Source organism: Aeromicrobium sp. S22, from assembly GCF_009661045.1.
GTDB classification, from domain to species: domain Bacteria; phylum Actinomycetota; class Actinomycetes; order Propionibacteriales; family Nocardioidaceae; genus Aeromicrobium; species Aeromicrobium yanjiei.
Genome location: NZ_WJWV01000002.1, coordinates 707,730 through 734,063, shown reverse-complemented (window position 1 = coordinate 734,063; position 26,334 = coordinate 707,730). Strand labels below are relative to the sequence as shown.

Here is a 26,334-nt window from a genome sequence, read left to right as displayed (position 1 = left end):
GCGGCGATCAGCCCTGGACGGGCCGGTCAGTCCCCAGCTGCTCGCGCCACTCGTACTCCTTCTGGATGTACTCGTTGTCCTGGTCGAACTCCTCGGTCTCCGTCACCCGCCGGACCTCCAGGCGCATGCCGGGTCCGAGCGGGCAGCGCTTGGCCCACTCGGCGGCCTCCTCCTTGGTCGAGGTCTGGATCATCCAGAAGCCGTTGAACAGCTCCTTCGCCTCGGCGTACGGGCCGTCGGTCACGACCGGCGGCGTCTGGTCGAAGTCGACCACGAACCCCTCGTCGGGAGGAGCCAGGCCCTCGCCGGCGAGCAGGACGCCGGCCTTGATCAAGGACTCGTTGTAGGCGCCCATCGCGTTGATGACCTCGGTGAAGTCGACGTCCTCGGGCATCTCGACCATCTCGGGCGTTCGCATGATCAGCATGTACTTCATGGTCTGTCTCCTCGGTGTGCGGGCCGCACGTCGACCCTCTCACCAATGCTTCGAACGGGCCATGCCCAGATCGACCGACAGGCCGGGGCGGTCTGCCGGTAGCCTGCAGACGTGGCAACAGACGCACGTGACCTGGCCGTGACACTTGCCCGCAAGGGATTCCGCGACGGGCAGGCCGCCGTGGCGAGCCTGGAGTCCCTCGGCGACGTCCCGGAGGCACTGGTCGACCAGATCGCCTCGGTGGCGAGCCCGGACGCCGCGCTGTCGTCGCTCAGCTCGATTGCGTCGCGCATGGCGCCTGGCGAGCTGCTCGAGATGCTCGCGAGCGACGACGAGCTGCGGTTGCGGCTGCTCGTCGTGCTGGGCACCAGCGAGGCCCTCGGCGACTTCCTGACCCGTCACCCCGAGCACGTGCGCGACCTGGCCTCGACCGATCTGGCTCGTCGTCCCATCCCGCTGGACCTGCGCCGCCAGCAGATGGAGGAGGCGACCGACGCCGACGAGCTGCGGGTCGCCTACCACCGCAAGCTGCTGCACATCGCCGCTCGTGACCTGACTGCGCTGACCACGTTCGAGGAGTCCTCGGCCGAGCTCTCCGACCTCGCCGTGGCCACCCTCGGCGCGGCGCTGCGGATCGCCCGTGAGGCCGAGCCGGACGCCGATCTGTGCCGCCTGACGATCATCGCGATGGGCAAGACCGGCGGTCACGAGCTCAACTACCTCAGCGACGTCGACGTGATCTTCGTGCACGAGCCTGCGGAGGGCGCCGACGACGGTGCGGCGATCGGCGCCGCCACACGCCTGGCCGCGGCGGTCATGAAGCTGTGCCGTGAGCACACCGGTGAGGGGACGATCTGGGAGGTCGACGCCGAGCTGCGTCCCGAGGGCAAGAACGGACCCTTGGTGCGGACGCTCGCGAGCCACATCGCCTACTACGAGAAGTGGGCCAGCACGTGGGAGTTCCAGGCGCTGCTCAAGGCCCGCTTCGCGGCCGGGGACGAAGAGCTCGGCCAGGCGTACATCGACGCGTTGTCGCCCATGATCTGGCTCGCCAGCACCCGGCCCCACTTCGTCTCGGACGTCCGCGCGATGCGCCGTCGCGTGATCGACAACATCCCGGCGGCGCAGCGCAGTCGTCAGCTCAAGCTCGGGGCGGGCGGGCTGCGGGACGTCGAGTTCGCGGTGCAGCTGCTGCAGCTCGTCCACGGCCGCGCGGACGAGACCCTGCGCAGCCCCACGACGCTGAAGGCGCTCGGGGCGCTCATCGACGGCGGCTACGTGGGACGGCGCGACGGCGCGGCGATGGAGGAGGCGTACGAGTTCCTGCGCACGCTCGAGCACCGGATCCAGCTCTACAAGCTGCGCCGCAGCCACATCGTCCCCGACGACCCGGAGGACCTGCGCAGACTCGGCCGCAGCATGGGATTTCGGCAGAACTCGGCCGAGGCGCTCACCAAGGAGTGGCAGGCGCACCGCCGCATCGTGCGGCGCCTGCACGAGAAGCTCTTCTACCAGCCGCTGCTCGAGGCCGTGGCCTCATTGCCCACCGATCACCTGCGGCTCACCCCGCTCGCGGCCGAGGAACGTCTCACGGCGCTGGGCTTCGTCGACCCGAAGGGTGCGCTCGCGCACATCCAGGCGCTCACGTCCGGTCTGTCGCGTCGCGCCTCGATCCAGAAGTCGCTGCTGCCGGCGATGCTGGCCTGGTTCGCGGAGTCACCCGACCCGGATGCGGGCCTGCTGGCGTTCCGCAAGATCTCCGAGGGGCTCGGGGAGACGCACTGGTACCTGCGCAAGCTGCGCGACGAGGGGGAGGGCGCCGAGCAGCTCGCACACGTCCTCTCGTCGAGCCGCTACGTCACCGATCTGATCCTGCGCGCACCCGACTCGGTCGCGCTCCTCGGCGACGACGCCGAGCTCAGGCCGCTCGAGCGCGAACGCCTGCGGACCGAGGTCGACCTCGCGGCCGACCGGCACCGCAACCCGCAGGACGCGATCCGGGCCGTGCGCCGCGTGCGCCGCCGTGAGCTGTCCCGGGTCGGCATCGCCGACGTGCTGGGACGCCTCGACATCACCGAGGTCGGCGAGGCGCTGACCGACATCTCGACGGCCACGCTGGCCGGCGCCCTCAAGGCGTCCACCGCCGCGGTCGAGGCCGAGCGCGGTGCGATGCCGACCCGGCTCTCGATCGTCCTGATGGGACGACTCGGCGGGGGCGAGGCCGGCTACGGGTCCGACGCCGACGTCATGTTCGTCCACGACCCCTGCGAGGGGGCGGACGACACCGAGGCCGCTGCGGCCGCCACCGCGGTCGTCCAGGGCCTGCGCCGCATGCTGGCGGCGCCGGGCGACGATCCCGCGCTCGAGGTCGACGCGGAGCTGCGACCCGAGGGCAAGAACGGTCCCCTCGTGCGGACGTTCGCGTCCTACCGGGCGTACTACGAGAAGTGGTCGGCCGTCTGGGAGGCCCAGGCGCTGCTGCGGGCCAACGCCGCGGTCGGCGACGCCGACCTCAATGCGCGCTTCACCGAGCTGATCGACCCGCTCCGGTTCCCCGAGGGCGGTGCCACAGCCGACGAGATCCGCGAGATCCGCCGCATCAAGGCGCGCGTGGACTCCGAGCGGCTGCCGCGCGGCGCGAACCCCAAGACGCACCTGAAGCTGGGCCGTGGCGGTCTCGCCGACGTCGAGTGGACGGTCCAGCTGCTGCAGATGCAGCACGCCCACGCGGTGCCGGAGCTGCGGACGACCCGCACGCTGACCGCGCTCCATGCCGCGGTCGGCGCAGACCTCGTCAGCCACGACGACGCGATGGCGCTCGAGGCGGCCTGGCGGCTCGTCAGCCGCATCCGCAACGCGGTCGTCCTCATGCGCGGCAAGGCGGCCGAGTCCATGGTCGAGCACGCGGGGGAGCGGGCCGGCGTGGCGCACCTGCTCGGCTACGGCATGGACGAGGGGGAGCGGCTGAACGACGACTACCTCCGGACGACCCGTCACGCCCGCAAGGTCGTGGAGCGCATCTTCTACGAGTGAGGGCTGTCGGCGAGTATCGTCGGAAGCTGTCGACGTGGGGAGCACGATCATGCGCAGGAGCGTCCGGGCGGTCATCGCCCTGGTCATCACGGTGCTGGCGGCCTCGCTGCTCGCCGCACCTGCCAGCGCGGCGGACGAGGCCATCGTGCCCGGCACGCCGACCGTGTCCGGACGCGCGCAGTACGACGGCACGCTGAGGGCGGTCCCCGGTGCGTGGACGCCCGGCGACGTCACGTTCTCGTACCAGTGGCTGCGTGACGGCGCACCGGTCGGGAGCGACTCACCGGCCAACGTCACGCGCCGGCTCACGAGCACGAACGACATCGGGCGGACGTACGCGGTGCGGGTGACGGCGACCCGGGACGGCTCGGCGCCCGTGGCGGCGACCAGCGCCAGGACCCGCCCGGTCGCGAAGGGAACGATCACCCACACGGCCCGGCCGAAGATCTCGGGCAGCCCCAGGTACGGGCACCGGCTCACCGGCACATCGGGGTCGTGGTCACGAGGTGTGCGGTTGGAGTACCGCTGGCTGCGCAACGACAAGCCCATCAGCGGTGCCACGGGCCGCCACCACACGGTCGGTCCCTCGGACGTGGGCGCGAAGATCCGCTTCCGGGTCAAGGCCAAGCGCACCGGCTACTCGACCGCGACGGCACGATCGACCGCGGTGACCGGGCAGCACGTCCGCAGCGTCCGCAAGGTCGTCACCTACCGGGTCGCGACCCGCGGCTCGATCAGCACGAGCCTGACGACGTTCAAGAGGCACGCCCAGGAGACCTATGACGACCCGCGCGGCTGGCGCGCGATGGGTGTGCGGTTCAAGCGGGTGTCGAAGGGCGGTGACTTCACCCTCGTGCTCAGCCAGGCCTCGAAGGTCCCGAGCTTCTCCTCCGGGTGCAGCTCGACCTACAGCTGCCGGGTGGGGCGCAACGTCATCATCAACCAGACCCGCTGGCTCAAGGCCAGCCCGGCCTGGAAATCCCGCAAGGGCTCGGTGCGCAGCTATCGCCACCTGGTGGTCAACCACGAGACCGGGCACTGGTTCGGTCGCGGGCACGTGGGGTGCGGAGGCAAGGGCCAGGCCGCGCCGGTGATGCAGCAGCAGTCCAAGGGGCTCGGCGGCTGCACGATCAACCCGTGGCCGAAGAGGAACGAGCTCCACGCCCCCCGCTACGGCTGGTGACCGGGGCGGAGGCTAGCCGGCCTTCTGCGCCTGCAGGATGCTGTCGCGCTCGTTGATCGTCAGGCCGCCCCAGACGCCGTACGGCTCGCGGACGGCCAGCGCGTGCTCGAGGCACTGCTGCACGACCGGGCACACCGCGCACAGGGCCTTGGCGGCCGACTCACGGGCGCGGCGACGGGGTCCGCGCTCGGCGTCGGGGGAGAAGAACGTCTCCGGGTCGGCCCCGCGGCACGCACCGTCGTACTGCCACTCGTAGGTCTCCTGGATGGGCATCGGCAGACGCGAGATGGAAGCCATGGCTCACACCTCGCTCGGGCGCGACATGCGCAGCTGGAAGACGTCGATGTAGCCGGCCGCGAAGCCCGCCTCGCAGTACGCCAGGTAGAACTCCCACATCCGTCTGAACGTCTCGTCGAAGCCCTGGTCGTGGATCGTGGCCCAGTTGGCGTTGAACCTCTCGCGCCACTGTCGCAACGTGCGGGCGTAGTCCTGACCCAGCGACCGCTGGTCGGTCACCGCGAGCGTCGTGTGATCGGCCAGCGTGTGGTCGATCGCCTCGAGGGACGGGATCAGGCCGCCCGGGAAGATGTACTTCTGGATCCAGCCGTACGAGTCGCGCGTGGCCAGGTAGCGGTGGTGGGCCATCGTGATGGCCTGGATCGAGACCTTGCCGCCGGGGGCCAGGAGCCGGTCGATCGTGGCGAAGTACGTCGGCCAGTACTCCTCGCCGACCGCCTCGATCATCTCGACGCTGACGATCGCGTCGTACTGACCGGTGACCTCTCGATAGTCCATGAGCCGCAGGTCGACCTCGACGCCCGCGTCGGCGAACCGCTCCTCCGCGAGGACGGCCTGCTCCTTGGACAGCGTGATCGTGGTGACGTCGGCGCCGCGCTGGGCCGCGCGGATCGCGAGGGCGCCCCAGCCGCTGCCGATCTCGAGCAGCCTGGTGCCGGCGGTGACGCCGGCCTGGTCGAGGATGCCGTCGATCTTGTGCATCTGGGCGGCCTCGAGGTCCTGGTCGGGCGTCGCGAACCAGGCGGCCGAGTACGACATCGAGGGGTCGAGGAACTGCGCGAACAGATCGTTGGACAGGTCGTAGTGGGCCTCGATGTTCTTCTTCGAGCCGGTGAGCGAGTTGCGCTGCTGGTGCGGCAGCTTCTCGTCGACGAAGACCCGGAACTTCTGCAGGGGCACCGGCACGATCGTGGCCATGCGCTCGGCGAACGGCCGCAGGAGATCGGCCAGGTCGGTGTCGGGGCCGGCCGTCCAGTCGCCGGCCATGTAGGCCTCGCCGAAGCCGATCTTGCTGCCGGCGCCCAGCCGCGCGAAGAACGCCTTGGGGCGCACGATGCGCATCTCGGGCGAGGACGCGTCGCCCGCGCCCCAGACCGTCCCGTCGGAGAACGTCAGACGGACCGGGACGTGCTTGGCCGTCGGGCGGAGGATGGCACGTGCGGCGCGCGCCTTGAGCGGGGTGCGAGGGGTGTGGGCGATGCCGGGCCAACGAGCGGTGGCGAGCTGCGTCATCGGGTGCCTTCCTGCGGTTCGTACGCCGGTCGCGGAACGACCGGCAGTCTGCGGATCCAGAGCCATGCACCGTGTATTCGGATCAGAAGGCTGGTGCGATGGGTCATGAATGGCATCTTGATGAGAAGTTCTGCGAGGTGCCGCCGGGTGGCCGGTCGGGGCGTCCCGCGGAAGGTCGCGCTGAACACCGCCTCGCCGTCGTGACGCAGCACGATGCTGGACGAGATCTGCTCGGCTGCCAGCACGAATCGCAGGTCGTACCTGCCCTCGACCGCGAAGAACGGCGAGACGTAGAACGCCTTGTCGACCTCGGTGCGGCCGGCGTCGTCGGGCTGCAGGAGGTACGCGTGCCGCTCGCCGTACGTGTTGTGCACCTCCGCGACGATGCAGGCCAGCGATCCGTCCGCTGCGATGGCCCAGAAGACGCTGAGCGGGTCGAACGTGTGACCCAGCACTCGCGCATTGGCGAGCATCAGCAGTCGGCAGCCGGTCACGTCAACGCCGTGGGCGGCGCAGAACCGCTCGATGTTGGCGCGGATCGTGGCCTCGGGGTCGCCGATGTGGTCCGCGGCGCGGAACGTCGAGAACGCGCTGAACGGGCGGCCCATGCGCGGCAGGTCGTCCACGTCGACCAGCCACTGGTAGACGCGGTGCGAGAACCGGTGACGCAGCGGGGTGCGCCGGGTGTGCGCGACGGTGCCCTCCACCAGGGCCGGCAGCTGGGGGAGCGTCCGGAGCCCGCCCCTGGGCTGGACCGTGCTCACCACGGCGATCCCAGCGCCTCCGCAGCCGCGACGCCCGAGCGGCAGCCGTCCTCGTGGAATCCCCAACCGTGGTACGCCCCCGCGAACACGGTCTGCTCGCTCGAGAGGGCCGCGAGACCGGCCTGGGCGGCCACCGACTCCGTGGTGTAGATCGGGTGCGTGTACGCCATGGTCGCCACGACGGTCGTGGGATCGATGCTCTCGGTCGAGTTGAGGGTCACGAGGAACGGGTCGGCGCTCTCGATGCCCTGCAGCCGGTTCATCCAGTAGGTGACGGCTGAGTGCTCGCTGCGGGTCGAGCAGTCGTCCATCCGGTAGTTCCAGGCCGAGCGCGCCGCCTCCGCACCAGGCAGCAGCGTCGGGTCGCGGTGCAGCACGACCTCGTTGTCGGAGTAGGCGAACGCCCCCAGCACGTGGCGCTCCTCGTCGCTGGGATCGGTGAGCAGCGCGAGCGCGTCGTTCGCGTGCGTGGCGATGACCACGGCATCGGCGTGGTGGAGGTCGCCGTTGGTGTCGATCAGCTCGACCTGGTCGGGCTTGCGGGTGACCGACCGGATGCCGACCCCGGTGCGCACGTCGCCGATCGCGTCGGCGACCTTGTCGACGTACGTGCCCGATCCGCCGACGACCGTGAACCACTGGGGCGAGCCCTTGATGGACAAGAAGCCGTGGTGCTTGAGGAACTCGAACAGATAGCGCGCGGGGTAGGACAACGCGGTCTCGTGCCCGGACGACCACACGCACGACACGACCGGGATCGCGTAGTGGGAGATGAAGTGGTCCGAGAAGCCGTTGATGCGCAGGAAGTCCCCGTACGTCAGGGGGTCCGTCGGTGACTCCTCGGAGTCGAGCAGCCGGTTGGCCAGTCGCCCGAACCTCTTCACCGCGAGCAGCAGGCGCAGATGGCGCACGTCCAGGAGGCGTCGCCGCTGGGCGAACACGCCCTTGCCGCCGCGCCCGCCGGCGTACTCGAGCCCGCAGCCGTCGCAGCGGATGCTCATGCTCATCTCGGTGGGGTGCACCTCGACGTCGAGCTCCGCGAAGAGGCGCCGCAGCAGGGGATAGGTCCGGTCGTTGTGGACGATGAAGCCGCTGTCGACACGGTGGGTCGCGTCCGCACCCTCGACCGTGTGGGTGTGGGCGTGGCCGCCGACCCGGCCGTCGGACTCGAAGACCGTGACGTCGTGGTCCCGGCGAAGGAGATAGGCGGCGGTGAGACCCGAGACGCCGGATCCGATGACAGCGACCCGGCGCCGGGCAGAGGACGATTCCATGTCGGGGATTCGTCGCTAACCGGCAGCCGGATGGGTGTCCTCGACGTCCTCGTTGGCCCGTTTGCTCGCCTCGGCGATCTCGAAGATCTCCGTGCCGAACGCGCCGACCTCACGCGTGATCTGTCGAGCCGTGTCGAACAAGATGGCCACGACGTGGCCGGCACTGCCGATGGCCGCCTCGGTCGACTGCTGCAGGACGTCCTTGACGATCTCTCGCCGACTCAGCGCCATGGCGTCCCCTCCTGATTTGACCTAGGAGGCCAAGTGTGACGCACCAGCGGTCTCAAGGCGACGTGCGGCCTCTTCACGCTTGGCGCGGCGCAGCGCCTTGCTCTCGGGGCTGTTGCCGATCTTGTAGGGATCGCTGGGCTTCTTGCCGAGCTTGGCCAGCTGGCGGATGACGCTGCCGAGCTGCTTGGAGAGCCGTCCCGTGTTGTAGTGCAGGCCGTACTTCTCGACCAGACGGTTGACGTCCTCGGCGACCTCGGGGTAGCGACGGGCCGGGATGTCGGGGAACAGGTGGTGCTCGATCTGGTAGCTCAGGTTGCCGGTCATGACGTGGAACGGCTTGCGACCGGTGATGTTCGCCGAGCCGAGCAGCTGGCGCAGGTACCACTGGCCACGGTTCTCGTTCTGCGCGTCCTCTTCCTTGAACGTCTCCACCTCGGCCGGGAAGTGGCCGCAGAAGATGATCAGGAAGGTCCACACGTTGCGGATGACGTTGGCCGCGACGTTCGCGCCGAGGATCGCGACAGGCGCCCACCAGCCCATGAACGGGACGAGGGCCAGGCCGAGTGCGGGCCAGGCGATGTAGTCCTTGAAGACCTGCTTGCGGATCTTCTTGAACGCGCGCTTCTTGCGACCCTCGAAGTCCTCCTTCGAGATCTTGCCGTGGAGGTACTGGTCGAGCTCGACGCCGTGGTACATGATGCCCCACTCGAACACCATCATCAGTGCTGTTGCGAGGGGCAGGTTGAAGCGGTGGCTGGGGTACCACGGCTGGTCCTCGTCGATGCGGAACATGTTGTAGCCGATGTCCCGGTCCATGCCGTGGATGTTGGTGTACGTGTGGTGGATGTAGTTGTGGCCGTGCTTCCAGTCCTGGGCCGGCGCGATGTTGTCCCACTCGTAGCGGGCGCCGTCGATCATCGGATCGTTCATCCAGTCGTACTGGCCGTGCATGACGTTGTGGCCGATCTCCATGTTGTCGAGGATCTTGGCCACGGCGAGCGAGCCGATGCCCGCGATGAACGCCGGCGGGAAGAACGGCATGAAGATGCCGATGCGACCCACGACCTCGGCGCCACGCTGGATGCGGATGACCCGGCGGATGTAGTCGGCGTCCTTCTGCCCCAGGTCGTCGAGCACGCGCTGGCGCACGGCGTCGAGCTCACGCCCGAACTCCTCGAGCTGCTCGTACGTCATGTAGTCCAGACCGATCGTGGCCGGCCTCTCGGACGTCGGGTTGATCAGCGTCAGGGGAGCGGTGTTGTGGTTGCTCGCACTCCGCGGCTTGATGGGCGCGTTCTTGGTGAACTTGCGTGCGATGGCGGTCGTGAGGGCGGCCATGGTGAACTCCTTGGCTCAGAGGGCGACGTTGACGTCGCCGATGGGGACCTGGACACAGATCTTGATGGTCTCGTCGGTGCTTGCGTTGATCTCGCCGCTGACGACGTGGCGGACGGCGCCGCTGTTCTTCTTGACGGCGCAGGTGTTGCAGACGCCCATGCGGCAGCCGAACTCGGGCTTGAGGCCTGCTTCCTCGGCCTGGACGAGGATCGTGGCACCGCTGTTGGGGGCCTCGATACCGGCGTCGTCGAACGTGAGCGCGCCGGTCGCGTCCGCAGCGCCGAGGTCGACGCTGGGCACCTTGAAGTACTCGACGTGCAGCTGCTCGGCGGCGCCGAGCTCGTCGTAGGTGTCACGGACCGACGCGATGAGCCCCGCAGGACCGCACGCGTAGGTCAGGGTGGTCGACGGGTCGATGCCGAGGTGCTTGAGGTGGTCAACGTGGAACCGGCCCGCGAGCTCGGCTCCCGGCTCGGGCTCGCGCGTGTAGACCCGCACGACCCGGAAGTCGGATGTCGCGGCGATCTCGTCGAGCTCGTCGGTGAACATCTCGTCGTCGCGGGAGCGCGCATAGTGCAGGAACGTCACGTCGCCCGTGTGGTGGGTGTCGCGCAGCGTGCGGAGCATCGACATGACGGGGGTCGCGCCCGATCCGCCGCTGACGAGCAGGAGCGGGGAGGAGACCTCGCGGGGGAGGACGAACTCGCCCTCGGCCTGCGACAGGAAGACGATCGTGCCGGGCTGGAGCTCGTGGTGCAGGAACTGCGAGACGTAGCCGTCGGGGTGCGCCTTCACCGAGACGCTGAACGTGCCCTTGCCCGCGGTCTGCGAGCTGGAGACCGAGAAGACGCGCACGCGACGCTTGCCGTCGACCTCGACGCCGAACTGGACATGCTGGCCGGGACGGAAGCCCTCCCACGCGCCGTTGGGGCGCATGACGACGGTGCTGGCGACGCCGGTCTCACGGCGCACCTCCACGACGCGGGCGCGGACGTTGCCGGCCGCGAGCATCGGGTGGATCTGCTCGAGGTAGTGATCGACCGTGAACGGAGAGGTCAGGGACGCAACCGGGCGCGAGGTGAGCGCCTTGCGGATGATGCCCATGCGGACCCCTCGCGGGTTGAGTGAACGTGCGTACACTCAAAGTCTGCACGAGGTGCCCGCCGGGCGCAACCGACACGCCGCGTGACCTGACGCACCATCGCGACACATGTGCACCGAAAGCCCCGCGATACCCTGACGGCATGACCGAGTCGGCGCAGACAGCCTCGCGCCAGGAGCAGAAGGAGCGCACCCGACAGGCGATCCTCAGCTCCGCGCTCGAGCTCGCCCAGACGCAGGGCTTCGCGCAGATCAGCCTGCGCCAGGTGGCCCGCCACGCCGGCATCGTGCCCACGGCCTTCTACCGGCACTTCGACTCGATGGACGAGCTCGGACTGGCATTGGTCGAGCAGTCGTTCTCGACGCTGCGACGGATGATCCGCGAGGCCCAGCGCGATCCGCAGGTGTTCGAGAACATCATCGACGCCGCAGCCGTGGTCCTGGTCGAGACGGTCAAGCAGAGCAAGGCCCACTTCGCCTTCGTCGCCCGCGAGCGCGTCGGTGGCTCCGAGGCCGTCAGCCGGGCGATCAATCACGAGCTCGAGCTGTTCGTCAGCGAGCTCGCCGTCGTGCTGGCGCGGTTGCCCAACATCGAGAACTGGTCGTCCGAGGACGTCCAGATGGTCTCGCGGCTGTTCGTGCGCAACATGGTCTCGAACGCCGAGGAGGTCGTCGCGATGCCCGACAACCGGCCCGACCTCGAGGAGAAGATCAAGGAAGGCGCGCGCCGGCAGATGCGGCTGATCGTCATCGGGTTCCGCGACTGGCGCAGCTGACAGCCGTTCGAGGCGTCAGCGGGCGCCGGTGTCAGTTGGCGTTGGCGACCTGCTGCGCGCCGAACGAGTCCTGCGCCGCGGTGGCGAGGTTGTCGAGGGCCTGGGCGAAGATGTCGTCGCCGATCGAGTCCTCGAGCTGCGCCAGGACCGTGGGCTCGGCGCTGAACTCGGCCGACCACGTGACGTACGCGCACTGGTGGCCGGCGTCCTCGACGAGGATCGTGGCGCGGTGGTCCTTGATCGGGAACGGCGGGTCGGGCATGTGGTACGAGAGGGTCATGCCTTCGTCGTCCTGCTCCACGACGGTCACCACGAGATCGGCCGGGGCCTCCGGGCCGTCGGCGTAGATGCGGAGCTTGGGGTGCCACTGAGAGAAGTCGTTGGCCATGGACCAGACGACGTCTGCCGGTGCGGCGACGAACGTACGACGTGAGATGCGGGGCATGGATGTCCTCTGGTACGACAAAAACGGTATCTGTCATTCAACCCTGAGCCGGGGCTCAGTGCCCCATTGTTGCAGTGAGGCATTTCTCACTCGTTACTCGTGGCCCATCAGCGACAGCATCTCGAGCCGGGGTTGCCACCCGAGGGCGGTGTAGAGACTCCGGCCCTGCGCCGAGGCCGCGAGGACGCCGCGGGTCGCGCCGCGTCCCACCGCCTGACGGGTCAGCGTCGTCATGACGTGCCGGCCGAGACCCCGTCGTTGGAACGCCGGAGTCGTCTCGACCGCGTCGAAGGTCGCCCAGCCGTCGTGCACCCCGACCGAGCCCTCGGCCGCGACGGTGTCGCCTGCCTCGACCGAGTAGGTCGTGCGGTGGGCGTCGATCGTCCACCGGAACGTGAGGCCGTCGGCCAGGGGAGGGACGTCCTCGCCCGTCAGGTCTGCCGACATCAGGGTCTCGTCGTCCCGGTCGATGCGGACGCCCGGGGGCATCCGCGCGGTGAGGTACGGGCCGATGTCGCGGCCCACGACGGTCAGCATCGCGCGCGGGTCCCCGGCGACGTGTCGCGTCAGGTCCGTGAACGTCTCGACTCCCGGATCGAGGCAGACGAGCTCGGTCTCCCGGCTCGGCGATGCGACGTGCATGAGCGGCCAGCCGTCGAGCTCGGTCCGGCGGATGCCGCGGATGCTCGCCCACGTCGTGAGCCATGCGTCGATCAGCTCTGTCGGGTCGTCGATGGCCATGTCCGGATCCTTGCACGCCGGATTCGCTAGGATCGTGACTGGTTGTGCAGCAGCCGTGTGAGTGACATGCATGAGGACGATGGACGAGCACGCGGGGGAGCACGTATGACACAGGACCTGACGGTGGCGATCCGGGACGAGCACCCGTACGTCATCCTCGACGTGGTCGGCGAGATCGACATCGCCACCGCGTCCGTGCTGCGTAACGCCATGATCGAGGCGACCGACACCGGAGCGAGCAGGCTCGTGTTCGACCTGAGCCGCGTCACGTTCGTGGACTCGGTCGGTCTCGGTGTGTTCGTGCTGGCCCGCAAGAAGATGCACCTGCGCCGCGGGACCGTCGACATCATCGCCTCGACGCGACGCGTCCTCGCGATCTTCAAGCTCGCGGGTCTGGAGCAGGCCTTCCGCATCCGGCCGACCCTGGAGGCCCTCGCCGCCGAGGACGATCCCGCCGAGCCCGCCTAGCCCCACAACAAAGGTGTCCCCGCGCCGTTGGTGCGGCCGGGGACGTCGAGCCCGTGCCGCTAGATAGGGCGGCCGGTGCTGAGACCAGCGTAGCCGACCGCCCCGCCGGTCAGCACGTCACTCGATCGACGTGGCGTCCGGGTCCTGCTCGGCTGAGTCGTCGCCCTCGGCGGGGGACGAGTCCGGTGCCTCGGTGTGCGCCGGGTCGTCGGGTCCCTCGGCGGGCTGCTCGGGGTGCGGTGTGGTCATGAGATCTCCTCTCGGTCACCCCGCTCGTACCCCGCCCTCGGCGGCTCAAGCCCGGGTCCGCCACGCATCGCCTCGGCGGGATATCGTGGAGCATGAGCGTATCGAAGAAGATTGAACTCCACGGCGGCGTCCTGGTGGCCCACGACGGATCTGTTCCCGCCGAGGCGGCCCTGCGCACCGCGGTCCGCGTGGCCGCCGGACTGGGCAAGCCGGTCACGGTGGTCCGCGCCTGGACCATCAGCACCGCACCTCGTCCCGAGACTGCAGCGCCCGGATACATGCCGCCGTTCGAGGACTTCGAGGCCGCGACCCTCGCCGCCCTCGAGAAGGACGTCGCCCGTGTGCGAGCCGACAACCCCGACGTACCGATCACCGCGGCGGTTGTCCACGGCAGCGCCGCCGAGCGGATCGTCGAGGCCTCGGACCAGGCCGACCTCGTGGTCGTGGGCAGCCGCGGACGCGGCGGCTTCCCGGGGCTGCTGCTCGGCTCGACCAGCGACCAGGTCGTGCGCTACGCGAAGTGCCCCGTGCTCGTCGACAAGGCGGTCGGCGGCAACGTCCCGGAGCCCGAGACCACGTCCGACACCGAGGAGATGGAGCGCGCCCTGCTCAGCGAGCTCAAGCTCGACTGAGCCGGCAGCGGCTCACATGCTGCCGGTGTCGAGATAGCGCTGGTGCCAGCTGAGCGCCTCGTCGAGCAGGTGCGGCGTGTGCCGCGCCTCGGGGCGCTCGGCTCGCGCGCGGTCGAGATAGTCCTGCAGGGCCGGCCGGAACCTCGGGTCGGCGCACCGCTCGATGATCTTGACCGCGCGGTCGTTGGGCGAGGAGCCCCGCAGGTCGGCGATGCCGTGCTCGGTGACGATCACCTGCACGTCGTGCTCGGTGTGGTCGACATGGCTGACCATGGGCACGATCGCGGAGATCGCCCCGTTCTTGGCCGTCGACGGGGTGAGGAAGAAGTTGAGGAAGGCGTTGCGGGCGAAGTCGCCGCTGCCGCCGATCCCGTTCATGATCGCGCTGCCCATCACATGGGTCGAGTTGACGTTGCCGTAGAGATCGGCCTCGAGCATCCCGTTCATCGCGATGATCCCGAGCCGGCGGACCAGCTCCGGGTGGTTCGAGATCTCCTCGCTGCGCAGCAGGATGCGGCCCTTGTACGCGTCGATGTGGTCCATGAAGCGGCGGACGCCGATCTCGGACAGGCCGAACGAGGTCGCGGACGCCGCGCGCAGCGTCCCGCTGTCGAGCAGGTCGAGCATCCCGTCCTGGATCACCTCGGTGAACGCGACCAGGTCTGTGAACTCGCTGCCGTCGAGTCCCGCCAGGACCGCGTTCGCGACGTTGCCCACGCCTGACTGCAGGGGCAGCAGGCCGGGGGGCATCCGGCCCGCCGAGACCTCGTGCCGCAAGAAGTCCACGACGTGCTCGGCGATCGCGGCCGAGGTCGCGTCGCTCGGCGCGAACGGCGTGTTGCGATCGGGTCGGTCCGTCTCCACGACCGCCACCACCTTGGCGGGGTCGACCCGCAGATAGGGCTCGCCGATGCGCTGCATCGGGTCGGTCAGAGGGATCGGCTGGCGCATGGGAGGCAGGGCCGTGCCGTAGTAGATGTCGTGGAAGCCCTCGAGCTCACGGGGCTGCCAATGGTTGACCTCGAGGATGACCCGGTCCGCCTGGTCCAGCCACGTCTTGTTGTTGCCCACGGACCCGCTCGGGACGAGCAGCCCGCCGGGGAGCACCGCGGTGACCTCGATGACCGCGACGTCCAGGTTTCCGTAGAAGCCGAACCACATGTGCTGCGCGGAGTGGCTGAGGTGGGCGTCGATGTAGTCGACCTCGCCGGTGTTGATGAGCCGGCGCATGACCGGATCGGAGTTGTAGGGAAGTCGGCTCGAGACTCCGTGCGCCTCCGCCAGCACCCCGTCGGCGTCCGGCGCGGTCGATGCACCCGTCCACAGGCCGATGCGGAACTCGTCCCCGCGGTCGTGGGCCGCGACGATCTGGTCGTGCAGGGCTGCGGGAGTCGCCTTGGGGTAGCCGGCACCCGTGAACCCGCTGAACCCGACGTTGTCGCCGTGGTGGATGTGCGAGGCAGCGTCCTCCGCACTGGTCACTCGGGTGCTCAGGACGGGGCAGGTGATCCGCGCGGACATGGGCTCCATTGTGCTGGGCGCGCCTCCGCCCCCGCGACCCGCATGCGCCATCGGCTGCGTCAACCCCCGAAAGACCCTGGAAATTCAGCGGCTGCGGGGTTAACGTGTGGCAAGCCCACCGCTCCGGCGACGGGCGGCAGGCGACCCCCCTACGAAGACGGCACCCCCGACTTACGCAGACGGGACGTCCGCCTCTTCTGCACCCCGGTCCCGCAAGGGGCCGGGGTGCCTCCCCGTTCGGGTCGTGTCGTTCTGAGATGTGCGAGGACCACGCCGTGTCTAGGCTGGCCGGATGGAATCTCGAACGCTCGCCACCAGCATCGGTCTGCCGGTCGCCGCAGCGGCTCTCGGGTCCGTGGCCACCGCCACTGGCACCAGGAGCGCCTGGTACCGCACCCTGCGCAAGCCGGCGATCCAGCCGCCTCCGGCGGTGTTCCCGGTCGTGTGGACCGCGCTGTACGCCCAGATCGCGCTGGCCTCCGCCGACGCCCAGTCCCACATGACGCCCGAGCAGGCACGGGCCTATCGCGGCAAGCTGGCGGCCAACATGGTCCTCAACGCGGGCTGGTGTTGGTCGTTCTTCCGCGGGCACCGCCTCGTCCCGTCCATCGTGGTGGCCGGCGCGCTCGCCACCAGCACGGCCGATCTCGCCCGGTCGGCGGGCAAGGCCTCGCCGCGAGCCGGCTGGCTGCTGGTGCCCTACGCGCTGTGGAACGGCTTCGCGACGATCCTGACCACGGCGATCTGGCGCAAGAACAGCTGAACGCCGCTACATCTCGAAGACGAGACGCGCGGAGACCTCCCCGGCGAGCACCTGGGCCATCGCCTCGTTGACCTGGTCGAGGCGGCGGGTCTCCGCGATCACCCGCGTACGTCCACGGGCGTGCAGGTCGAACACCTCGGCCAGGTCCTGGCGGGTGCCGACGATCGAGCCGATGATCTGGATGCCCTTGAGGACCGTGGGAAAGATCGGGATGCTCATGACCCCCTCGGCAGGCAGCGCGACGCAGACGAGCCGCCCCCCGCGGTTGAGGGAGGCAAAGGCCTGGTCGAACGAGGTGGGCGACACGGCGTACGCGAGGGAGACGTCCGCGCCGCCCAGGGTGGCGATCGCCGTCACCGGGTCCACCTCGGCCGCGTTGACGACGTGGTCGGCACCGAGGGACGTCGCGAGCTCGAGCTTCGCGTCCTCGATGTCGACGGCGATGACGACTGCGCCGACCAGGCGTGCGTACTGCACCGCGAGATGGCCGAGACCGCCGATGCCGAACACGGCCACCTTCTCGCCCGGTTGGACGTGCGCGACCTTGACCGACTTGTACGACGTGACGCCCGCACAGCTCAGCGGTGCGGCGTCGACGGGGGAGACTCCTTCGGGCACGCGGACCGCGAACGCGGCGTCGACGAGCGCGTACTCGGCATAGGCGCCGTCGATCGAGTAGCCGCTGTTCTCCTGCCGCTCGCACAGGGTCTCGCGGCCGTCGATGCAGTAGCGGCAGTGACCGCACGCGTGACCGAGCCACGCGATCGCGACCCGGTCACCGACCGCTCGCTCGGTGACGCCCTCGCCGAGACCGGTGATGATGCCCACGCCCTCGTGGCCCGGCACGAACGGCGGGGCGGGCTTGACCGGCCAGTCCCCGTGCGCCGCGTGGATGTCGGTGTGGCACAGCCCCGAGGCCTCGATGCGCACGACCGCCTGCCCGGGTCCGGGGTCGGGGACGGGGCGCTCCTGCAGCTCCAGGGGCTGGCCCAGCTCGGTGACGACGGCAGCTTTCATCGGAACTCCTCGGGCCTCGGGAGTCTCAGCCTGTCGCGCGCCGACCTGGTGCCGTAGGGCCGACTGCCCTGACGTGATGGACCTAGGTCCTCAGCCGCGTGTCTCAGGCGCCGCCTGCTGGCAGCTCCTCGAGCAGGACGTCGGGGTGCTCACGAGCTGCGTTGTTGGCCCGCCACTTGTCGATGAAGAGGGCGAGGTACGTGCCGTCCGTGCGCTGCAGGACCTCACAACCGCGCGCGCCGCGCAGCTCCTGGGCGCCGTCGGCGTCGGTGCGGCGTGCCACCTGGTAGTCCAGCCGGGTCAGCCGGATGGGCGAGTTGAACTCGTGTGTCATGCGCTCCTCGACGACCTCGAACTGCAGCGGGCCGACCGCGGCGAGCACCGGGCTCTGGTCGCCGCGCAGGTCCGACCGCAGGACCTGGACCACGCCTTCTTGGTCGAGCTGCTCGATGCCCCGACGGAACTGCTTGTAGCGTCCGATGTCGCGCGCGGTCGCGGTCATGAAGTGCTCGGGCGCGAAGCTGGGCACCGGCGGATACTCGATCTTGTCGCCGAGGTGCACCGTGTCACCGACCCGCAGCGCCTGTGCGTTGACGAAGCCGATGATGTCGCCCGGCGAGGCTTCCTCGACGGCACTGGTCTCACGGCCGAACAGCGACTGCGCGTACTTCGTCGCGAAGGGCCGGCCCGTCGAGGCGTGGGTGACGATCATGCCGCGCTCGAAGGTCCCGGACACCACACGCGCGTACGCCATCCGGTCCCGGTGGGAGCTGTTCATGCCCGACTGCACCTTGAACACGAAGGCACTGAAGTCGTCCTCGACCTCCCTGACCGAGCCGTCGACGCCGGCCGTCGCGCTCGGCGCGGGGGCCAGGTCCAGCAGCAGGTCCAGCAGCTGGGCCACGCCGAAGTTCTGCAGCGCGGAGGCGAACATGACCGGTGTGGTCTCGCCGGCGAGAAACCGCTTCTGGTCGTGATCGGCATCGTCGAGACCGAGCAGCTCGTGCTCGTCCATCGCCGCTGCCCAGGCCTCCGCGTCGACGTCCTCGACCTCGTCGGCCGACATCCGGCGCTCCGGCGCGCGGGTGGCTCCGCCGGCGGTGCGCGTGTACTTCACGAACTCGCCGGTGCGGCGGTCCAGGACGCCGCGGAAGTCGCCCGCCTCGCCGACCGGCCACGTCAGCGGGGTGGGACGCAGCTTGATCTGCCGCTCGATCTCGTCCATCAGGGCCAGGGGTGACAGGCCCGGCCGGTCCCACTTGTTGATCACGGTGATCACCGGGATCCCCCGGAGCGCGCACACCTTGAACAGCTTGAGGGTCTGCGGCTCGAGCCCCTTGCCGGCGTCGACGAGCATCACGGCCGAGTCGACCGCGGAGAGCACGCGGTAGGTGTCCTCGGAGAAGTCGCTGTGACCGGGGGTGTCGACCAGGTTGACCACGTGGTCGCGGTAGACGAACTGGAGCGCAGCGGACGTGATCGAGATCCCGCGGGCCTTCTCCATCGCCATCCAGTCCGAGACCGTGGCGCGCCGGTCGCCCTTTCCGTGCACGGCACCGGCCTCGGTGATGACTCGTGCGTGGAGGGCGAGTGCTTCGGTCAGCGTGGACTTGCCGGCATCGGGGTGGCTGATCACTGCAAAGGTGCGGCGGGGGCGTTTGTCGGGCACCTAGCGAATTTACCGGTCTGCGTGCAATGCGGCAGACGCCGGGTCCGTGCTGAGCACCCGGATCGCGAGCGAGGTCGTGGCCTCGACCCCCAGATAACCCACGACCGTGTGGATGCGATGGGGATCGAGCGGGAGCAGCCCCGGGGTGCCCGGGACGTCAGGGGTCAGCCCGAGGTCGAGGTCGTCGCGTCCCGACATGATCTGCACGTTGAAGTCGTAGCGCTCGCGGGCCCCGGCCGCGGTGAGCCGCCGGACCACGGTCGCGCCCATGCGGCGGGCTCCGGTCTCGGCCGCCCAGGAGTCCAGCGTCGCAGCGACGACGCGTCCCTCGTTCTGGTCGATGTCCGCCCAGACGCCGCGCATGGGGCCCGCCTGGGTCAGCAGCACCGCCGCGGTCTTCTCCCCGATGCCGGCGACCCCGGGGAGGTTGTCGCTGGCGTCCCCGCGCAGGGCGGCGAAGTCGAGGTAGTGCTCGGCCTCGACGCCGTACATCGTGACCAGCCGGGCCGGATTCAGCAGCGGGGAACCGCTGATGCCACCGTTGATGAGCCGCAGCACCTGGGTGTGCTCGCTGATGTGCGCGAATGCGTCACGGTCCGAGGTGATGATCACGCAGCTCCACCCGTGCTCGCGCGCCCAGGTGGCGCCCGCGGCGCTGACGTCGTCGGCCTCGAGGCCCGGGGGAGTTAGGGTCGCGAGGCCCAGGGCGTCGAGCAGCGCCCCGGCGCGCTCGAGCTGGTCGACGAGGGCGGCGTCCTTGTCGGCCCGTCCTGCCTTGTAGTCGGGGTAGAGGTCCCGGCGCACGGACGCGGCCCGGTCGTCGAGCCCGAAGATCACGGCATCGGGCGCGAACCTGTCGATCGCCTCGAGGATCTGGCACAGCATCCCGTGGAGCGCCCACACCGGTCGGCCCGACCGGTCGGTGATCTGGGTGTGGGCACGCGCGTGGTGGTTGCGGTGCAGGAGCGAGGGGGCGTCGACGACCAGCAGCAGCTTGCGGGGACGATCTGGTGCGGTAGGCATGGGGTGGTCGTCATCGTACGGGCGGCGCACAGGGGCCCGTGGGTCACCCGGCCGGCTGGTCGCGGGTCACTAGGACCGGGCAGCGGGCCGCTCGCAGCACACGTCCGGCGACGGGGCGCGCGATCAGGGAGCCCTGCTCGACCGGGCGCGGCCGACCGAGCACCAGGAGCCCTGCGTGCTCGCTCGCTCGCAGGCACGCGTCATCGGCCTCGTCGGCCACGACGTTCGTGACGACCCGGACTGCGGGGTGCTCGAGCTTGGCCCGGGCCACGAGGCCGTCCACCACCGCGTGCGCGTGATCGGCTTGCGTCTTCGCCAGTCGTGGGGCCACGGCGTGCAGCACGCGTACGCGAGCGTGTCGCAGCTCGGCCTCCTCGAAGGCCGCGCGCAGCAGGCCGGCCGACACGGTGTCGAGGTCGACCGCGACCACGACGTCGCTCCACGAGGGGGAGGGGGCGACCACGTTCTCGGGCACGACGAAGACCGGGCACTCCGCGTTGCGCACGAGCCACCGTGCGACCTCGCCCCCGATGAGTCGCTCGAACCACGGCACGTCGTCGGTGCCGACGACCAGGCACGACGCCGAGCGGCTCTCGTCCATGAGTGCGGAGGCCGGGCTCTCGGTGCGCAGGGCGTACTCGACCGAGGGGGCGGCCGGCGCCTGCTCGATGAAGCGCCTCCCGGTCTCGAGGACCGCCTTCCCGTTCGTCCGGAGTCGCTCACCCTTTTCGTCGGTCCGCCGCTCCGAGGGCATCCAGATCGCGTGCACGACACGCATCGCCTCGTGGCGGCGGTTGGCCTCGGCGATCGCGAACGTGAGGGCGTACGGCTGGTGTCTCTTGACGCCCACCACCACCCGGCTCGTGGTGCCGGTGGACTCCGCGGGTGTGCTCATGCCCTCATCATCCCTCGTCGCCACCGAGTGGTGCCACTGCGTCAGGGGCTGTCATTTCGACGTGGACGTACCGCTCTCCAGGATGGAGACGATCGAGTAGAGTGTGAAGCAGATCGCGCCGAGGCCCACCAGCACCCGTGCGGCGATGAAGACGTTCGTGTCGGTGACCGAGAGCTGGAAGGCGAACGCCGCCAGGAACAGGCAGCTGAGGGCGGTCACGACCGGGATCAGGGGCACGCGGTTGGCGAGCGCGAACGTGCGCCGCCACACCAGGGCGAGCAGGCCGACCTTGCTCAGGATGCTGAAGCAGACCAGGCCCAGGCCGATCATCACGAAGCCGGGTGTCCGGTAGTACGGCTCCTTGTCGAGGATCAGCAGCACCACGCCCCACCCCATGCTGAGGGCCCCCATCACGATCACGAGCCACGGCCAACCGACGCGGTCCCGCGGACCGTAGGTGTCCTGGACCTGGCGCAGGATGCTCAACACCAGCCCGATCAGGCTCGTGCAGATCATCGCGAGGCCGCTGACCACGTGGCCCACCGTGAACCTGCTCGGCGAGGTGGTCATCAGCAGGTTGCCGATCCCGAAGGCCCAGGCGGCCGCGGCCATCAGCACCGGCAGGGCTGCCAGCACGACGAGGGAACCGCGGGAGAAGGCCCCTGATGGCGTCGTGTGGTCGCCGACCGGCTTGGCGGAGTTGGCAGGGATCATCGAGAACTTGGTGGAGGCTGTCGCCACGGTGGCCACGCACCCGCAGATGAGGCCGAGCCCGAAGACGACGTGCCCAGCGACGTACTCCGGGCTCGTACCGCTGCCCGAGACGCCGGCGAAGAGATTGATGCCGTACGCCGCGGTGCCGATCGCCGCCAGGTAGCCGAGCGTCGGGTACAAGATCCGGTCGACCGTGTTGAACCGGCCGATCAGCTGGCGGATGATCGTGGCGGCGGTGCAGAAAAGGCACAAGCAGATCGCGCCGAGGAACGTGACCACGCGCCCGGCGACGAAGTTGCCGGGCGCGTCGCCGTCGTTCCAGACGTAGGCGCCGAACCCGACGCAGACGCCCATCATGGCCAGGGGGATGGCCCGGAAGATGATGCTCACCCAGTAGTTCATGTCACCACGACCCATCTGAACGTCGGCGTCCTTCGACCTTCCAGCGAAACACGAATGGTGAGGAGGGTCGCAGGTCCTTCGGCCCGTGTGGGCGGCGGACGGGGCGCCTACGGTCCGAGGGTGGAGGCCATCAATGCAGGCGCGCCGAAGCGCTCGGTCGGGCCCTTGGGCCTGACCTTCGTGGCAGTCGGCGGCATGGTGGGATCTGGCATCTTGTTCGCGCCACTGTTCGCTGCCCGTCGGGCCGGACCGGCGGCGATCATCGCGTGGCCCGTCGGGGGCCTGCTGATGCTCTCGATCGCCCTGGTGTTCGCCGAGGTCGCCGCGATGCTCCCGGTCGTCGGGGGGCTGGGCAGGATGCCGACATTCAGCCATGGACGGGGCGTCAGCATCGTGGTCGGCTGGGTGGCCTGGGTCGGATATGTGACCGCTGCGCCGATCGAGACGCAGGCGATGCTGGAGTACGCGAGCAACGAGCCGGCCTTCGACTGGCTGTTCGTGGCCAGCTCGTCGGCGGACGGGGAGAGCGCATTGAGCCTGGGCGGTGTCGTCGCGGCCGCAGTCGTCATGGCGGCGTTCGTGGTGTTGAACGCCTTCGGCGTGGCGGTGTTTGCCCGCTTCAACACCATGCTGACCTGGATCAAGGTCCTGGTCCCCACCGTCATCGCACTGGCGCTCCTGACCCGGTTCTCGACCGACCCGATCCGCGAGCAGGGATTCGCGCCAGAGGGTCTCAGCGGGGTGCTGGCCGCGATCAGCAGCGGTGGGGTGGTCTTCGCCTTCCTCGGCTTCCGCCATGCCCTCGACATGGCGGGTGAGACGAGACGGCCGCAGCGGACGATCCCGGTGGCTCTCATCGGTGGGATCGCGCTGTGCACGGTGCTGTTCACCGTCCTGCAGATCGGCTTCGTGGGCGCCCTCGACCCCGACCAGGTCGCGCGGGGCTGGCCGGAGCTGCAGCACGGTGGCGCCAACGGGCCGTTGGCGGCCATCCTGACCGCGCTGGGCATGAGCCTCCTGGCGAAGACCGTGATCGCTGATGCCGTCATCGGTCCTTTCGGCGCCGGTCTCGTCTCGACCGCGTCGACCGGCCGGCTCGCGGTGGCAGTGAGCGAGGCCGGCCTGTTCCCGCCCAGGATCGCCCGGTTCTCGATGGCCGGGGTGCCGCTGCCGGCCCTCGTGCTGAACCTGGTCGTGGGACTCGTGCTGCTGGTCGGCTTCCGGGACGGCTGGTCCGAGCTGCTGGCGTTCAACTCCAGTGCCATCGTGCTCTCGATGTGCCTGGGGCCGATCACGGTGCTCGCCCTGCGCAGGCAGGTCCCGGACCGTCGTCGTCCGCTGCGGCTGCCCGCCCTGCCGGTGTTGGCGCGCTTCGCCTTCGTCGTGGTCGGGCTGATCGTGTACTGGACCGGATGGGACACGATGTCCAGGCTCGCGATCCCCGTCGTGCTGGGTGCCGCCATCCTGGCGTGGCGCGTCGTTCACGATCGGAAGCTGGCGGCGACGCTGGACCTGCACTGCGTCGCCTGGCTCGGGCCGTACTTCGTGGGGCTGCTCGTCCTGGCGTTCGCGGGTCGCTACGGCGGCGGTCGCGAGTGGCTGCCGCCGGGCGTGGACCTGGCGGTGGTCACCGGCTTCGGGCTCATCATGTTCGAGTGGGGACTTCGTTCCGCCCTGCCCGCCTCGAAGGCGGCGGCCCTGGTCGCGGAGGTCCCGCCGGTCACCGAGGCTCCGCCGGCGCCGCCGGGGCGCAAGCGTGCCTGAGCCTCAGCGGCCGAGGATCCTGCGGAGCCAGCTGTCGTTGTGGGGGTCGGCGTGGCCGTTGCACCACTGATCGTCGGGCACTCCGGCCTTGACGTCGGCGACGTGCTGGCCGCAGCCCGCCCAGGTGGTCTTGTGGCAGGTCTTGCAGGTGACGGGTCGACACATGTGGGGATTCCTTCTCTCTCTCGGGTCAGGCGGGGGTCTCGTCGGCGTCCAGCGCGTCTGCGAACTCGCAGACGGCCGCGTACGCCCGAGCGCCGTGGATCGTCGCGGGGCCACCGTGCATCAAGAACGTGACGCCGATGGCCTCGGCCGCTTCCTGACGGGTCGCACCGGCGCGGACGGCGGCCTGCGCGTGGGACGCCACGCAGCCGTCGCAGCCCTCGACGACGCCGATGGCCAGGGCGATGAGCTCCTTGGTCCGGCGAGCGAGAGCGCCGTCGGCGAACGCGGCGGAGGAGAGGGCGCCGAAGCCCTGGTAGACGTCGGGAATGGCCTTGCGCAGACTGCGGTGCAGCGGTGAGAGCTCCTGCAGCACGGACTTGCCGTGCGAGTGCTCGACGTGGGTGGTCGTCATGATGATCCTTTCGATGGCGCTTCTCTCGCGCATCCGCTTCAACCCCCCGGGGGGATGTAAATTCACCGTAACACAACCCCCCGGGGGGATGTACCATGAGCGGCGACGAAGGGAATCCCCATGAAGCTCGAGGCCGATGAGGTCAAGGCCATCACTCTCCGCCTGAAGAAGGCCAACGGTCACCTGGCATCGGTGATCCGGATGCTGGAGGAAGGTGCGGAGTGCGAGGACGCGCTGACCCAGATCGCGGCAGTCAGCAAGGCCATCAATCGCGGGGGCTATGCGCTCGTTGCCACGGGGCTTCAGCGCTGCCTGGTCGAAGGTGGTCCTGACAGCGTCGACGCGAAGAAGATGGAGAAGCTGTTCCTCGCACTGGCGTGATCCAGTGCGCGGCCGGACTCAGGCGACGGCGGGCGTCTGATCACCTGGTGGGGCCGGCAGGGCCGCCATCGCGGTCTCGGCGATGCCCAGGAGCTCGTCGGTGCTGCCGCCGTCGCGTGCACAGCCCGACATGCCGCGCAGGACGGCAACGAGGAACGACGCGAGCCGATCGGTGTCCGTGCTCGCCGCCAGCTCGTGGTCGCGTACGCCTTGGTCGAGTCGGTCCTTGAGGCGCTGACGGATCGCCTCGCGCTGCGCCTCGAGTCGCGGCTCCGTCAGCATCAGGCACCCGGGCGGGGTCGCTGGGTCGGTGTGGGCGCGGGCGGTGTCGTGCAGCACCCGTGCGATGGCCTCACGCGCAGTCGGCAGCGCCGTGGCGTCGTCGACCGCCTCGCACGTGCGCTGGAAGTACAGCGCTGAGGCCTCCTCGAAGAGGTGCTGCTTGTCGCCGAATGCCGCGTAGAGGCTCGGAGGCGTCACGCCCATCGCCGAGGTCAGCATCGCAACGGAGGTCTCTTCGAAGCCCGTGCGCCAGAACTGCTCGACAGCTGCTGCAAGCGCGGCTTCGCGATCGAAGCTGCGGGGTCGTCCGGCCATGCCTCCAGCATAACGTATCGATCGCTACAGAACGTGCTACTGTTCTGATCGCCAATCAATAGTGATCGTTACAGAATGGATCGTCATGGACATCAAGGGTGCGGTGGTGCTGGTCACCGGAGCCAACCGGGGCATCGGGGCCGAGTTCGTCGAGCAGCTCAAGAGGCGTGGAGCGGCCAAGGTCTATGCCGCCGCGCGCGACGTCGGCACGATCGAGGCAGACGGCGTGCACCCGCTGGAGCTCGACGTCACGAGTGCCGGTCAGATCGCCGCGGCCGCGGCCGCGGCAGGGGACGTCCAGGTGCTCATCAACAACGCCGGCATCTCGACGGGCACCCCGCTCGTCTCGGGGGACGAGGCGATGATCCGGCGCGAGATGGAAACCAACTTCTACGGACCCCTGCTCATGACCCGGGCCTTCGCCCCCGTCCTGGGGGCCAACGGCGGCGGCGCGATCGTGAACCTCGTCTCGGCGCTGTCGTGGTTCACGACCCCGACCGGTGGTGCGTACGCTGCGTCGAAGGCGGCGACGTGGATGCTGACTGACAGCACGCGCCTCGAGCTCGCCGCACAGGGCACGCACGTCGTCGGCGTCCACATGGGGCTCGTCGACACCGACATGGTCAAGGGGATGGACGCCCCGAAGATCGCTCCCTCGGAGCTGGCGAATGCGGCTCTCGACGCGATCGAGTCGGGTGAGGCAGAGGTGCTGGGCGATGACTGGGCCCGGTTCATCAAGTCCGGGCTGGCCCTTGAGCCCATGGCGCGTTACGAGCAGATCTTCGGCGCGCTGGGAGCCTGACCGTCCCG

Annotated in this window: 29 protein-coding genes; 9 read left to right on the top strand and 20 right to left on the bottom strand. The window is 69.6% G+C overall.

Features of this window, described 5'->3' with window-relative positions; genetic code table 11:
- Positions 1–7 precede the first annotated feature (7 nt).
- Entirely contained in the window at positions 8–436 is a 429-nt protein-coding gene (locus GEV27_RS12160) for a YciI family protein (protein ID WP_153934458.1), read from the bottom strand.
- A gap of 111 nt (positions 437–547) precedes the next feature.
- Between GEV27_RS12160 and GEV27_RS12155 the strand changes: the two genes are divergently transcribed.
- Both GEV27_RS12155 and GEV27_RS12150 read left to right on the top strand, forming a co-directional pair.
- Positions 548–3,469 carry a bifunctional [glutamine synthetase] adenylyltransferase/[glutamine synthetase]-adenylyl-L-tyrosine phosphorylase gene (locus GEV27_RS12155; protein WP_309222211.1) on the top strand — a complete coding sequence of 974 codons (2,922 nt, stop codon included), beginning with the start codon at positions 548–550 and terminating at the stop codon, positions 3,467–3,469.
- Between the two features lie 34 nt (positions 3,470–3,503).
- Positions 3,504–4,652: a DUF3152 domain-containing protein gene (locus GEV27_RS12150; protein WP_194944192.1), complete on the top strand. Its 1,149-nt coding sequence runs from the start codon at positions 3,504–3,506 to the stop codon at positions 4,650–4,652.
- Positions 4,653–4,664: 12 nt separating this feature from the next.
- Here GEV27_RS12150 and GEV27_RS12145 read toward each other — a convergent pair whose 3' ends face one another.
- Genes GEV27_RS12145 through GEV27_RS12115 form a run of 7 tightly spaced genes read right to left on the bottom strand, consistent with a single transcriptional unit; the run spans position 4,665 to position 10,893 of the window.
- Positions 4,665–4,949, bottom strand: a complete 285-nt coding sequence (locus tag GEV27_RS12145; protein WP_153652273.1) for a WhiB family transcriptional regulator — start codon at positions 4,947–4,949, stop codon at positions 4,665–4,667.
- 3 nt (positions 4,950–4,952) lie between these two features.
- Positions 4,953–6,182, bottom strand: a complete 1,230-nt coding sequence (locus GEV27_RS12140) for a cyclopropane-fatty-acyl-phospholipid synthase family protein (RefSeq protein ID WP_153911546.1) — start codon at positions 6,180–6,182, stop codon at positions 4,953–4,955.
- Positions 6,179–6,946, bottom strand: coding sequence for a DUF1365 domain-containing protein (locus GEV27_RS12135; RefSeq protein ID WP_309222210.1), 768 nt, complete (start codon positions 6,944–6,946; stop codon positions 6,179–6,181). The genes GEV27_RS12140 and GEV27_RS12135 overlap by 4 nt, the downstream gene beginning before the upstream one ends.
- Positions 6,943–8,220, bottom strand: coding sequence for an NAD(P)/FAD-dependent oxidoreductase (locus GEV27_RS12130; protein WP_153934454.1), 1,278 nt, complete (start codon positions 8,218–8,220; stop codon positions 6,943–6,945). The genes GEV27_RS12135 and GEV27_RS12130 overlap by 4 nt, the downstream gene beginning before the upstream one ends.
- A 15-nt stretch (positions 8,221–8,235) precedes the next feature.
- A complete protein-coding gene (locus GEV27_RS12125; RefSeq protein WP_153652277.1) occupies positions 8,236–8,451 on the bottom strand; it encodes a hypothetical protein in 216 nt (71 codons plus the stop codon).
- Positions 8,452–8,472: 21 nt separating this feature from the next.
- On the bottom strand, positions 8,473–9,789 hold the full coding sequence (locus GEV27_RS12120) for a fatty acid desaturase (protein WP_153911544.1): 1,317 nt from the start codon (positions 9,787–9,789) through the stop codon (positions 8,473–8,475).
- Positions 9,790–9,804: 15 nt separating this feature from the next.
- Positions 9,805–10,893: a ferredoxin reductase gene (locus tag GEV27_RS12115; protein WP_153652279.1), complete on the bottom strand. Its 1,089-nt coding sequence runs from the start codon at positions 10,891–10,893 to the stop codon at positions 9,805–9,807.
- A gap of 140 nt (positions 10,894–11,033) precedes the next feature.
- Between GEV27_RS12115 and GEV27_RS12110 the strand changes: the two genes are divergently transcribed.
- Positions 11,034–11,666, top strand: coding sequence for a TetR family transcriptional regulator (locus GEV27_RS12110; RefSeq protein ID WP_153652280.1), 633 nt, complete (start codon positions 11,034–11,036; stop codon positions 11,664–11,666).
- Positions 11,667–11,697: 31 nt separating this feature from the next.
- Here GEV27_RS12110 and GEV27_RS12105 read toward each other — a convergent pair whose 3' ends face one another.
- A complete protein-coding gene (locus tag GEV27_RS12105; protein WP_153934452.1) occupies positions 11,698–12,111 on the bottom strand; it encodes an SRPBCC family protein in 414 nt (137 codons plus the stop codon).
- A gap of 93 nt (positions 12,112–12,204) precedes the next feature.
- On the bottom strand, positions 12,205–12,852 hold the full coding sequence (locus GEV27_RS12100) for a GNAT family N-acetyltransferase (protein WP_194944191.1): 648 nt from the start codon (positions 12,850–12,852) through the stop codon (positions 12,205–12,207).
- A gap of 105 nt (positions 12,853–12,957) precedes the next feature.
- Between GEV27_RS12100 and GEV27_RS12095 the strand changes: the two genes are divergently transcribed.
- Positions 12,958–13,320 (top strand): STAS domain-containing protein, encoded by a 363-nt coding sequence (locus GEV27_RS12095; RefSeq protein WP_194839980.1) that lies wholly within the window; start codon positions 12,958–12,960, stop codon positions 13,318–13,320.
- Positions 13,321–13,437: 117 nt separating this feature from the next.
- On the opposite strand, the gene GEV27_RS18085 is transcribed toward GEV27_RS12095, so the two are convergent.
- On the bottom strand, positions 13,438–13,569 hold the full coding sequence (locus tag GEV27_RS18085; RefSeq protein WP_255489194.1) for a hypothetical protein: 132 nt from the start codon (positions 13,567–13,569) through the stop codon (positions 13,438–13,440).
- 92 nt (positions 13,570–13,661) lie between these two features.
- On the opposite strand from GEV27_RS18085, the gene GEV27_RS12090 reads away from it, so the two are divergent.
- Positions 13,662–14,201, top strand: coding sequence for a universal stress protein (locus GEV27_RS12090; RefSeq protein WP_153934448.1), 540 nt, complete (start codon positions 13,662–13,664; stop codon positions 14,199–14,201).
- 12 nt (positions 14,202–14,213) lie between these two features.
- Here GEV27_RS12090 and GEV27_RS12085 read toward each other — a convergent pair whose 3' ends face one another.
- Positions 14,214–15,722 carry an acetyl-CoA hydrolase/transferase family protein gene (locus GEV27_RS12085; RefSeq protein ID WP_153652285.1) on the bottom strand — a complete coding sequence of 503 codons (1,509 nt, stop codon included), beginning with the start codon at positions 15,720–15,722 and terminating at the stop codon, positions 14,214–14,216.
- A gap of 292 nt (positions 15,723–16,014) precedes the next feature.
- Between GEV27_RS12085 and GEV27_RS12080 the strand changes: the two genes are divergently transcribed.
- Positions 16,015–16,485: a TspO/MBR family protein gene (locus GEV27_RS12080; RefSeq protein WP_153934446.1), complete on the top strand. Its 471-nt coding sequence runs from the start codon at positions 16,015–16,017 to the stop codon at positions 16,483–16,485.
- A 6-nt stretch (positions 16,486–16,491) separates the two neighbouring features.
- On the opposite strand, the gene adhP is transcribed toward GEV27_RS12080, so the two are convergent.
- The 5 genes from adhP to GEV27_RS12055 form a co-directional block, all read right to left on the bottom strand.
- On the bottom strand, positions 16,492–17,502 hold the full coding sequence (gene adhP / locus GEV27_RS12075; RefSeq protein ID WP_153934443.1) for an alcohol dehydrogenase AdhP: 1,011 nt from the start codon (positions 17,500–17,502) through the stop codon (positions 16,492–16,494).
- A 103-nt stretch (positions 17,503–17,605) separates the two neighbouring features.
- Positions 17,606–19,171, bottom strand: coding sequence for a peptide chain release factor 3 (locus tag GEV27_RS12070; protein WP_153652288.1), 1,566 nt, complete (start codon positions 19,169–19,171; stop codon positions 17,606–17,608).
- A gap of 9 nt (positions 19,172–19,180) precedes the next feature.
- On the bottom strand, positions 19,181–20,194 hold the full coding sequence (locus GEV27_RS12065) for a 5'-3' exonuclease H3TH domain-containing protein (RefSeq protein ID WP_153934442.1): 1,014 nt from the start codon (positions 20,192–20,194) through the stop codon (positions 19,181–19,183).
- 43 nt (positions 20,195–20,237) lie between these two features.
- Positions 20,238–21,089, bottom strand: a complete 852-nt coding sequence (locus GEV27_RS12060) for a universal stress protein (RefSeq protein ID WP_153934440.1) — start codon at positions 21,087–21,089, stop codon at positions 20,238–20,240.
- 51 nt (positions 21,090–21,140) lie between these two features.
- Positions 21,141–22,205 (bottom strand): DUF2776 family protein, encoded by a 1,065-nt coding sequence (locus GEV27_RS12055; RefSeq protein WP_153934438.1) that lies wholly within the window; start codon positions 22,203–22,205, stop codon positions 21,141–21,143.
- A 120-nt stretch (positions 22,206–22,325) separates the two neighbouring features.
- On the opposite strand from GEV27_RS12055, the gene GEV27_RS12050 reads away from it, so the two are divergent.
- A complete protein-coding gene (locus tag GEV27_RS12050) occupies positions 22,326–23,969 on the top strand; it encodes an APC family permease (protein WP_194944190.1) in 1,644 nt (547 codons plus the stop codon).
- A 3-nt stretch (positions 23,970–23,972) separates the two neighbouring features.
- On the opposite strand, the gene GEV27_RS17580 is transcribed toward GEV27_RS12050, so the two are convergent.
- Positions 23,973–24,134 carry a hypothetical protein gene (locus GEV27_RS17580; RefSeq protein WP_194839982.1) on the bottom strand — a complete coding sequence of 54 codons (162 nt, stop codon included), beginning with the start codon at positions 24,132–24,134 and terminating at the stop codon, positions 23,973–23,975.
- Positions 24,135–24,159: 25 nt separating this feature from the next.
- On the bottom strand, positions 24,160–24,546 hold the full coding sequence (locus GEV27_RS12045; RefSeq protein WP_153652295.1) for a carboxymuconolactone decarboxylase family protein: 387 nt from the start codon (positions 24,544–24,546) through the stop codon (positions 24,160–24,162).
- A 120-nt stretch (positions 24,547–24,666) separates the two neighbouring features.
- Here GEV27_RS12045 and GEV27_RS12040 point away from each other — a divergent pair, with 120 nt between their 5' ends.
- Positions 24,667–24,927, top strand: a complete 261-nt coding sequence (locus GEV27_RS12040; RefSeq protein ID WP_153652296.1) for a metal-sensitive transcriptional regulator — start codon at positions 24,667–24,669, stop codon at positions 24,925–24,927.
- Between the two features lie 18 nt (positions 24,928–24,945).
- On the opposite strand, the gene GEV27_RS12035 is transcribed toward GEV27_RS12040, so the two are convergent.
- A complete protein-coding gene (locus tag GEV27_RS12035) occupies positions 24,946–25,524 on the bottom strand; it encodes a TetR/AcrR family transcriptional regulator (protein WP_153934435.1) in 579 nt (192 codons plus the stop codon).
- 85 nt (positions 25,525–25,609) lie between these two features.
- Between GEV27_RS12035 and GEV27_RS12030 the strand changes: the two genes are divergently transcribed.
- Positions 25,610–26,326 carry an SDR family oxidoreductase gene (locus GEV27_RS12030; protein ID WP_153652298.1) on the top strand — a complete coding sequence of 239 codons (717 nt, stop codon included), beginning with the start codon at positions 25,610–25,612 and terminating at the stop codon, positions 26,324–26,326.
- Positions 26,327–26,334: the final 8 nt, after the last annotated feature.

Bases quoted from the DNA above. Each gene is read 5' to 3' on its own strand.
- GEV27_RS12160 (WP_153934458.1), bottom strand. From the start codon at position 436: ATGAAGTACATGCTGATCATGCGAACGCCCGAGATGGTCGAGATGCCC.
- GEV27_RS12145 (WP_153652273.1), bottom strand. From the start codon at position 4,949: ATGGCTTCCATCTCGCGTCTGCCGATGCCCATCCAGGAGACCTACGAG.
- GEV27_RS12140 (WP_153911546.1), bottom strand. From the start codon at position 6,182: ATGACGCAGCTCGCCACCGCTCGTTGGCCCGGCATCGCCCACACCCCT.
- GEV27_RS12130 (WP_153934454.1), bottom strand. From the start codon at position 8,220: ATGGAATCGTCCTCTGCCCGGCGCCGGGTCGCTGTCATCGGATCCGGC.
- GEV27_RS12125 (WP_153652277.1), bottom strand. From the start codon at position 8,451: ATGGCGCTGAGTCGGCGAGAGATCGTCAAGGACGTCCTGCAGCAGTCG.
- GEV27_RS12120 (WP_153911544.1), bottom strand. From the start codon at position 9,789: ATGGCCGCCCTCACGACCGCCATCGCACGCAAGTTCACCAAGAACGCG.
- GEV27_RS12115 (WP_153652279.1), bottom strand. From the start codon at position 10,893: ATGGGCATCATCCGCAAGGCGCTCACCTCGCGCCCGGTTGCGTCCCTG.
- GEV27_RS12110 (WP_153652280.1), top strand. From the start codon at position 11,034: ATGACCGAGTCGGCGCAGACAGCCTCGCGCCAGGAGCAGAAGGAGCGC.
- GEV27_RS12105 (WP_153934452.1), bottom strand. From the start codon at position 12,111: ATGCCCCGCATCTCACGTCGTACGTTCGTCGCCGCACCGGCAGACGTC.
- GEV27_RS12100 (WP_194944191.1), bottom strand. From the start codon at position 12,852: ATGGCCATCGACGACCCGACAGAGCTGATCGACGCATGGCTCACGACG.
- GEV27_RS12095 (WP_194839980.1), top strand. From the start codon at position 12,958: ATGACACAGGACCTGACGGTGGCGATCCGGGACGAGCACCCGTACGTC.
- GEV27_RS18085 (WP_255489194.1), bottom strand. From the start codon at position 13,569: ATGACCACACCGCACCCCGAGCAGCCCGCCGAGGGACCCGACGACCCG.
- GEV27_RS12090 (WP_153934448.1), top strand. From the start codon at position 13,662: ATGAGCGTATCGAAGAAGATTGAACTCCACGGCGGCGTCCTGGTGGCC.
- GEV27_RS12085 (WP_153652285.1), bottom strand. From the start codon at position 15,722: ATGTCCGCGCGGATCACCTGCCCCGTCCTGAGCACCCGAGTGACCAGT.
- GEV27_RS12080 (WP_153934446.1), top strand. From the start codon at position 16,015: ATGGAATCTCGAACGCTCGCCACCAGCATCGGTCTGCCGGTCGCCGCA.
- adhP (WP_153934443.1), bottom strand. From the start codon at position 17,502: ATGAAAGCTGCCGTCGTCACCGAGCTGGGCCAGCCCCTGGAGCTGCAG.
- GEV27_RS12065 (WP_153934442.1), bottom strand. From the start codon at position 20,194: ATGCCTACCGCACCAGATCGTCCCCGCAAGCTGCTGCTGGTCGTCGAC.
- GEV27_RS12060 (WP_153934440.1), bottom strand. From the start codon at position 21,089: ATGAGCACACCCGCGGAGTCCACCGGCACCACGAGCCGGGTGGTGGTG.
- GEV27_RS12055 (WP_153934438.1), bottom strand. From the start codon at position 22,205: ATGAACTACTGGGTGAGCATCATCTTCCGGGCCATCCCCCTGGCCATG.
- GEV27_RS17580 (WP_194839982.1), bottom strand. From the start codon at position 24,134: ATGTGTCGACCCGTCACCTGCAAGACCTGCCACAAGACCACCTGGGCG.
- GEV27_RS12045 (WP_153652295.1), bottom strand. From the start codon at position 24,546: ATGACGACCACCCACGTCGAGCACTCGCACGGCAAGTCCGTGCTGCAG.
- GEV27_RS12040 (WP_153652296.1), top strand. From the start codon at position 24,667: ATGAAGCTCGAGGCCGATGAGGTCAAGGCCATCACTCTCCGCCTGAAG.
- GEV27_RS12035 (WP_153934435.1), bottom strand. From the start codon at position 25,524: ATGGCCGGACGACCCCGCAGCTTCGATCGCGAAGCCGCGCTTGCAGCA.
- GEV27_RS12030 (WP_153652298.1), top strand. From the start codon at position 25,610: ATGGACATCAAGGGTGCGGTGGTGCTGGTCACCGGAGCCAACCGGGGC.